We start from the raw sequence: 8,202 nt of genomic DNA on the forward strand, positions 1-8,202 counted from the left end.
CAAGAAAATAAAAATCTGTAGGACACAGCCGCCACCAGAATGACCCTCAGATGTCAGTGATGCAGGAAATATGATGGTGATGAGTGAAAGTTGGGCTAAATTTGCGTTGCTGGGTGTTTCCTTCTTTGCATTTTGCGCCACATCCATACCACCCAAGTATATATACGAAATGCCGCAGGGAACGGTATATATAGGGAAATCGTACACGATTAAGTTGCCGAAAGATTCGGTTATCAGTTCCATTCAGAATATGGGATATAACTGCGATTATCACGATGAGTTTGTTTACTTCAGCGATATTCGCTTCCTGAGCGATTCTACCAAACGACTTGATAAACGGGGTTATTATCAGACAGATAACATTACCCGCTATTTGACAGGCTATAACAATAAGGATACCATATCCACAGACACCATCACGAATATCAAATATGATTTGGAAGTCATCAATGCCAACAAAACAAAATTGACCATCATTAACGTTACTCTTCCGGAAGAAGGGAATATTCAAGATTGGAAAACCCTGAAAATGTTGAATGGAGAGTATAAGAAATGGTTGAAGAAGAGTCTAATAGAGGAGATGAAATAATGACACTAATGAAATCGAAACACATATTATCCTTTCTTCTATTAGCATTTACTTCATTAGCTCATGCCCAGATGGATGAGAAGTTCTACTTCCCCGACAAACAATGGATACCTGTTGCCGATACGATTGACACAGAAGATCTATTCTTGACAGTTGATGACGATACTATTCACGCGCTGATTGTAAAGCCGAAGCAAACACCAAAGGCTTCCATCCTCTTTTTCCACGGCAATGGAGACAATGTATCGAAATGGCTGGGGCATTTCCGAAAGCTAATTGATAATGGGTATCAGGTTTGTCTATTCGATTATCGGGGTTACGGTAAATCGACCGGAACGCCCACGCACCTGAACATTGCAAGCGATGCACAGTTATTGTTCGATACGCTGTTGAAGAGGGATGATTTCAAAAACACGCCGTTTATCATTTACGGAGCATCTATTGGCACGCAAGCGGCGGTGCATACGGCGCGGAACAACAACGACAAAATTATGGCGCTGGTGGTCGATGGTATGATGGCTTCATTTACCGATGTGGCGTTGGTAACCTCACCTAAAGAATACCACGAACAAATAAAATCCTCTCTGTTTTCTCCCTATTCAGCCCAAGAAGATGTTCCGTATATACGGAAAATCAAAGTGCTGTTCATCCATTCACCAGAAGATTTTATGCCTATCGCTCAATCCAAAGAAGTGTACGAAACCGTTGCTTGTGAAAAACGTTTCTGGGAATACACGGGCGAACATGTGATGGCTCCGTTGTTGTATCCGGACACTTTATTAAAATATATGGATGAATTGATAATTATAAAATAACAATATATGGACAAGTTAAACATTTTATGGACAACAGACAATAAAGATACCGTGTTCTACATGATAGCGATGTATGCCATCAATTCGAAAAGACATAATTGGTGGAAAGAAGTGAACATCATTATATGGGGTGCAGGAGTGAAATTGGCAGGCAACGATACGCAGATTCAATCCGAAATCATGGAAATGTTGCATCAGGGGATAACCATTGAAGCATGTAAGGACTGTTGTGATACCTTCGGAGTTTCTGGAAGATTAGAGAAATTGGGCATCAATGTAAGGTATATGGGACAAGCATTGACAGAGTATATTAAAGCAGATGAAAAAATACTGACTATATGAATAGAATTTCAACAACACTACTCATCGTGATAGCGACCCTTCTTTATTCGTGTACAACCAATAAACGAACTTTGGAAGTCCATTACTTAAAAGAAAGGAAACTAATAACAGAAACCATCCCGCTTGACTTTATCGACACGGACGGCAAGCTAAACTCGCCATACATCGACACCATCCGGTTTTGCCGGTTGGATTCGATGAGCTTTACCAATAATCATCCGGATCGTGATGTACAGCACACAACACCTGTCGCATTGGATTTCTCTAAGAAGATTCAGCCTTATTCCCCCGAATATTACAGTACCTATACCATACACTACACCACAAAGGCAATAGAATACTACAACCGGCTGTTTGAGAGCAAAATAGATTTCGATTATAAACCAGAATATCGGACAATCGAGGTTTGCTTCGGCGACTTTCCGGGCATTACAACTCCTGATTTCTATATTTATGCAGAGCGTTCCAATCCATCGCCTTCCATCTGCTTTCATGAAGTGGGACACCGTGCCTTCTGGTATATACAAGATCCGGAGAAAGGTTTGGGTGTGCGGTTCAATGGTTTGTCGATAGTCCACATGGGGCTATTGGAGTATTTTACCATGTCGCTCAACAATTCCCCCGTGGTAGGCGAAGATTGCCTGCCACAAAAGATGATAAGGGATGCGAATCGTCCCAATCCATATCCGTTAGATGATTCACTAACAATCAGGCATACACTCGGACTGATGGTTGCTTCTTATCCGACGGAGATGCAAAACCCCAATAGTAATATCGCCAAATACCTCTCGGCAAGTTACGCCACTTATAGCAACGAAATTATGGATAAGGTGTACGACAACCATCGCGGCGGTATGACGCTCGCTTCTACATTATGGCGCATTAGGCAAGCTATCGGAAAGGAAAAGACGGATAAATTAGTCGTTCAGACCATCCTGAATCTGAATCAATACATGGACGAACGAGCCGATTTCTACAGCAAGGATAAAATAGATACGCTGCCCAATAAAATAGAATGGTGCGATGTGTTTTACGGACTGATTCAGCAAGACGGAGAACTGTTTGGAGGAGAGAATGTATCTGTTATTACAAAAGAATTTGAGAAGACGGGCTATCCGATTGATTTGATTATATACCAATAAAGATATGGAACACGAATTAAAACCTCTTTGGAGGAAGTGCTTTAGTTACAACTGGAAATTCGGATTATTCTTAATTGCGATAATCTGTATTCCTCGGTTTATACTGGTTTTAAATGCAAATGAGAGTGCGAACTATAGTTATACAGGATTGATAATGCTGGTTTCGGCTATCGTACCGTTTCTTTTCTTGAACAGGCAAGGGCGGAAAGTCATCGGACTGACTAAGCCCCGCAACTATTTGTGGCTATTGTTTGCCATTATTATAGGGTTGGTTTTCAGTGTCGCTCTCTATTTTATCGGAGAGCTGTTTTATGGGAACGGCTTTGAGAATTGGTATGTGTATATCGGCAAATCGTACAACATTCCCGTGGGAATAAGCGGAAATGATAAATTGATGATGTTCGCCATAATGGCGCTTACGGGAATGCTTTTCAGCCCCATTGGCGAGGAATTGTTTTTCAGAGGGATAGTTCATTCTACGTTTGCTAAATCGCTGGGCGATGCAAAAGCTTCAATTATCGACGGCGCGGCATTTGCTCTTACTCATATTTCGCACTTCGGACTGGTATTCATCAGTGGCTCGTGGAGGTTTTTTACCGTTCCTGCCATGATCTGGGTTGTAAGTATGTTTATAGTCAGTCTGCTGTTCTTTCTTTGCAGGCATAAATCGGGTTCTATATTAGGAGCCATGCTTTGTCATGCGGCTTTCAATCTCGGTATGATTTACTGTATCTTTTATCTGATGGATTGAATAAGACCTATATGAGAATTGAAGATTTTTTTAAGGAGTTTTCGGTATCCGATTCTGAAACGATTGATAGCGTGTTAGGATACTACAAAAATTTGTTGGATGCAATATCGCGTTCATCAGGACAAAGTTTTTATGTCATTGATTATCACAAGAAAGGATTTGCTTATGTGTCATCGAATCCGTTGTTTCTATGCGGAAGACCAGTAGAAGAAGTTCTGAGAAAAGGTTATTATTTCTATGAGGAAATTATGTCAGAAGAAGATCTGGATATGTTATTAGAGATAAATCAGAAAGGTTTTGGTATGTATCATAGTATGCCTGTTGAAAAACGGATTAACATGGTTATCTCTTACGATTTTCATCTCATCCAACCCAATCGCAAGCGATTGATGGTCAATCACAAGTTAACACCTATATTGCTGACGGATTCTGGTGAAATCTGGTTGGCGTTGTGCATTGTAAGTCTTTCAACAAATGACAAACCGGGAAACGTATTCATACGAATAAATGGCGGGCTACATCATTTTCGTTATTCCTTCGCTGGCAAACGCTGGCACAATGAAGAAATCGTATCATTATCAGAAAGGGAACGAGAGGTCTTACTTCTTTCAGCTGAAGGTTATGCTAATGACAAAATCGGAGATAAACTATTTATTGATGTAAATACAGTAAAATTTCACAAACGGAAACTATTTGAGAAATTCAACGTCAGCAATATTGCAGAAGCAATTACTTTTGCCCGCAATAACTGGTTACTATAGTAGAAAGAAGATTTCTCCAACAGTATTTGAGCGTATCTAAATATAGGTGCGCTTTTTTTGTTGACTACACTTTCGTATAGAATTAGCAAGGAAACACCATAACTACCTTATCGTGTAGTATTCGTGAATGCGCGTCGATGTAAATTTGTTAATGAAACAAGGGAAAAACAAAATGAATATTATAATGAAAATGAATTTCTTAATGAGAAGAATACAACAAGATGAGGAGCTTCTATCGAAAACAGGATGGAGTATAGGAGCTATTATCGCATATTATGCCAAGGAATACGGATTGGGAAACATTATCTATGCTGATGAAGCCAATGATTGGCAAAAAGGACATTCCACTCTTATAACAGCTGCAATCAACAGCATGAGTACTTCAGACACTGTTTCCCATTCATTTACTGACTATTGTTTTGAACATAATATTCCCATAGTTTATCCAATAAATATGGGATGGGGCGCAGTGGTAATAGTTGCTAAAAATGATGCTTCATTGGAAATAGCAAAGAAAACAAAGACTGGTAATTGCAACGATGATATCAGAGCATACATAGGACGCTATGTAGGGTTTTGGAGCCATCAAACGCCAACGAGTCTTTTGCTAAATAATAATCCGGTATTATCAAATACCCTAATGTTGCAAATCAGTTTATATGTAATAGCGGTAATAGCTTCCGGGAAATCGGTAAAGTTGTTCCCTAATATGTATTCCTGTTTCTGTAATCCGGAATAGCGTATTTGACAAGCAGCGATAGTTGGCGTGTGTTTACCATGTTTTTGTCATTTAGTAATAATTAAAAACAAAAATTCATGGACAAATATGTTTCAACCCTGAAGAATAATATTCTTCAAAGCATCCTTGATATAGAAAGGATGGATTGCAGTGTGCTGCAAAAGTCAAAACTCATTATTCCTCAACTGGAAAGGGAATTTGAAGAATTAAAAAACTTCATAGCTAAGTATTCTTTTAAGGAAGAATCTGAAGAAATTTATTTCTTCAAGGAATTAAAACCTCAACTGCTCAGTCTGCTCGTTTATCAGACTAGGGTTTACAGGATTGAAATGAGAATGCCTGCAGGTAGTATTGAAGAACAGAAAAAATATCTGATGAAAAGCCAAGATTACATCAATTATTTCTTTGATATGAACACAGACTTCTATCAATATTATCGCTCCGGAAGTACTCATTTGGATCACTTCTATTTCCTTAGAAAGAAACCTGATATAGGACAAATTCTCGACAATTTTCACATGGAAAGGGATACCAACTTTTCGACTTGTTATGATTTCAAGGTAACTGAGATCTTAGCAAACGATATGTTGGCAACATATATCAATTCAAAACTTGCAGAATTGGATCAATCTCAAAATGGTTTTGTAAACGAAACTCCCGTTCCTAAAGTCAAAGTAACATGGACAGGAAAGAAAACCGAGTTAGTAGAACAAATATATGCTTGGATAGAAGCCGAATGTTTTAACAGTGGAAATATCAGCATAAAAGACCTTGTTGAATACATCGAATTTGTATTCAATATAGATTTAGGGGATTATTATCATGTATTTATTGAAATGCGTGAAAGGGTTGGTAGCCGTACGATTTTTCTTGACAAACTGATTAAATTCCTGAATAAGAGAATGGATGATGCCGATAGAATCTAAAATTTAGATTATCTTTGCAGGCAAATGAAGTCTTTGGAAGTATAGTGATACTTCCTTGAAAATATGTAATAACATAACGTTCGTAAGACGTCTCGATATAGAAAACTGGTAATTTTTTAAAGAAACGGGACGAAATATGCAATGTTCATGCTATACGCAAGTATGGTGTGGGCTTGTCTGTTTCGTTTCTTGGGTATACCAGTACCCCTATATCGGAGCATGGCGAGTTCCACACTTCTTGTTTTATACCATTCCTTAAATCTCCTTCCCAAGTTTTTTGGATTCCACACATCACTTCGAATAAGAATATCTCTCTTATTTTCAATCGATTAAATCAAAAATCAAAAAATAGTTTTCCCAACGTGGGAAAGACAAAATTTTAATCATCAGACCTTTGCATCGAATTTTTAATTAATACTCATGGAAATTGATGAAAAGAAGTTTGACACGACCATGTATTCCGTATTGGGAAGACTGGATGAGATTCTTTCGTGCGTAAAAGCACGGAACATTTTGAATGGAGAGAGGTTGTATGACAATCAGGATTTATGCCTTATGTTGAAACTGAGCAAACGTAGCTTGCAGCGTTACCGGAGCATAGGAGCATTGAAATATATCCAGATTGGACAAAAGACCTTGTATTACGAGTCCGATGTAAAAACGTTCATCAAAGAACATTTGTCGAAAGACAATACCGGACGGGACGATTTTATGGGTTGATACCTGTATAGCAAATGAGTAAAAGCCTCTGCATTTTTTGTGATGCAGAGGCTTTTTACTTCCCACAAATGGAGAATATTATAATTTGAACCGCCGAGACTGTACGACAGGTTGATGTATTGCGACTTCCTCTTTCGGTGGTTCAGGAGTATCTTTTTTATCCTGTCCTTTTATTCCGGCAATAATCAACCTTTCGCCTGCCGAGTCAATAATCTCTTTAATTGATTGAGGCTTGAGAGAGCGAACATCATCTGAATTATATGGTGAAGAAAATTGTACAGTACTGCCATTTACAGAAACAGTCTCTTGTCGCTCCTTTTCCTGCTGTAATTTGGTAGCTTCCTCTTTACTGATAATCTCTCCTCCTGTAACATCCGGCTTTGTTGTGAGAGTCAATTGTATCCTCCGCTCCAATGCTGCCAGTTCCGTCTTCAGTTCTTTAAGTTCCGGTTCTTTCTTCCATGAAGAACCTACCACCTCTTTTAGAATAGGAGTATCTTTCTCTATCATTTTGTTCTTTTCTTGATACTGCTCCAAGATGGACGGTATCTTATCCAGAGCGTTGATGAAGTTCTTGGAAGCAGTCAACGGTTCGACAGCCAAATGTCCGTTGTTGTAGTTGTACTTTACGCCGCTATCTCCAACAATGAAGAAACGATTATCGTTAAAAAGAACGCCTTCTTTCTGACTAGGTTCCGACTTGACGACAATCTTAAAACCGTATAATTCTCCAATATTGAAATATTCCGTATTGGTTCGGGCGTTGTCGGCAATCTCATTAAGCTTTTTTCCGATGACTTTCGGATCTGCGCTATCGAAATTATCCAATTTAATCGGATTCAAATAATTTCCGTCTTTGTCTTTTTGCACCCGTGAAGAAAAAATGGACCAGTCCTGTGTCATGCGGGAGATAAACTCATTGTTGCTGTCTAACTGGCGGGTACTTTCATCCAATTTGTAGATTGCTGAAGATTTGCCTTTCTCGAATGAACGCCTTTCCGATTCCAGAGCATTAATTTTCTTTTCCAACTTAGCTTTTTCCAATAAGTCTGTGTTTCCCGACAAAATAGCAACGTATTCAGAAAAGTTCATTCCGCTACCTTCGTCCATACTTCCCTCATCTATTGTCCGGCTATCAAGCGTGTTCGTTTTCAACTGATTGATAAAGGTCTGTTTGTTTTGAAGAAGGTTAAATTTATAGGAATCCAACGATTTCTCAACGGCATAGATAATAATATCCACTTTATCTCCGGCAAATGCTTTGGCGACTTCATTCCCTTTTCGGACAGCTCTGCCATCGCGTTGCGCCAAATCCGATGGTCGATCGGGTAGGTCAGCTCCCTTACAGGAGCTTTCCCCCCTAAGAACCGTACGTGAGCGTTTCCACTCATACGGCTCAAGCAACTCTAAGTTTCTC

9 protein-coding genes and 1 pseudogene are annotated in these 8,202 nt (G+C 39.1%); 9 read left to right on the plus strand and 1 reads right to left on the minus strand.

The genetic code is table 11. From position 1 onward, the window contains the following. Positions 1–79 precede the first annotated feature (79 nt). From D0T85_RS21630 to D0T85_RS21670, 9 genes are all read left to right on the plus strand, one after another. Entirely contained in the window at positions 80–589 is a 510-nt protein-coding gene (locus D0T85_RS21630; protein ID WP_203558556.1) for a hypothetical protein, read from the plus strand. After that, positions 553–1,404: an alpha/beta hydrolase gene (locus tag D0T85_RS21635; RefSeq protein WP_163215605.1), complete on the plus strand. Its 852-nt coding sequence runs from the start codon at positions 553–555 to the stop codon at positions 1,402–1,404. The genes D0T85_RS21630 and D0T85_RS21635 overlap by 37 nt, the downstream gene beginning before the upstream one ends. A gap of 6 nt (positions 1,405–1,410) precedes the next feature. Next, positions 1,411–1,746: a DsrE family protein gene (locus D0T85_RS21640; RefSeq protein WP_163215606.1), complete on the plus strand. Its 336-nt coding sequence runs from the start codon at positions 1,411–1,413 to the stop codon at positions 1,744–1,746. Continuing rightward, positions 1,743–2,888 carry a hypothetical protein gene (locus D0T85_RS21645; RefSeq protein ID WP_163215607.1) on the plus strand — a complete coding sequence of 382 codons (1,146 nt, stop codon included), beginning with the start codon at positions 1,743–1,745 and terminating at the stop codon, positions 2,886–2,888. Before D0T85_RS21640 ends, D0T85_RS21645 begins: the two co-directional genes overlap by 4 nt. A gap of 4 nt (positions 2,889–2,892) precedes the next feature. After that, positions 2,893–3,639, plus strand: a complete 747-nt coding sequence (locus D0T85_RS21650) for a CPBP family intramembrane glutamic endopeptidase (RefSeq protein ID WP_163215608.1) — start codon at positions 2,893–2,895, stop codon at positions 3,637–3,639. Positions 3,640–3,650: 11 nt separating this feature from the next. Beyond that, entirely contained in the window at positions 3,651–4,400 is a 750-nt protein-coding gene (locus D0T85_RS21655) for a helix-turn-helix transcriptional regulator (RefSeq protein WP_163215609.1), read from the plus strand. A 184-nt stretch (positions 4,401–4,584) separates the two neighbouring features. After that, positions 4,585–5,139, plus strand: a complete 555-nt coding sequence (locus tag D0T85_RS21660; RefSeq protein WP_163215610.1) for a hypothetical protein — start codon at positions 4,585–4,587, stop codon at positions 5,137–5,139. Positions 5,140–5,216: 77 nt separating this feature from the next. After that, complete coding sequence (locus D0T85_RS21665; RefSeq protein ID WP_163215611.1) at positions 5,217–6,065, plus strand: RteC domain-containing protein; 849 nt, start codon at positions 5,217–5,219, stop codon at positions 6,063–6,065. A gap of 420 nt (positions 6,066–6,485) precedes the next feature. After that, complete coding sequence (locus tag D0T85_RS21670) at positions 6,486–6,785, plus strand: helix-turn-helix domain-containing protein (protein ID WP_163215612.1); 300 nt, start codon at positions 6,486–6,488, stop codon at positions 6,783–6,785. A 78-nt stretch (positions 6,786–6,863) separates the two neighbouring features. Here D0T85_RS21670 and D0T85_RS21675 read toward each other — a convergent pair. Then, positions 6,864–8,202 (minus strand): annotated as a pseudogene (locus D0T85_RS21675) (hypothetical protein); the annotation flags it as partial.

The sequence above is a fragment of the Bacteroides sp. 519 genome, from assembly GCF_010500955.1.
Taxonomy (GTDB): Bacteria; Bacteroidota; Bacteroidia; order Bacteroidales; family Bacteroidaceae; genus Bacteroides.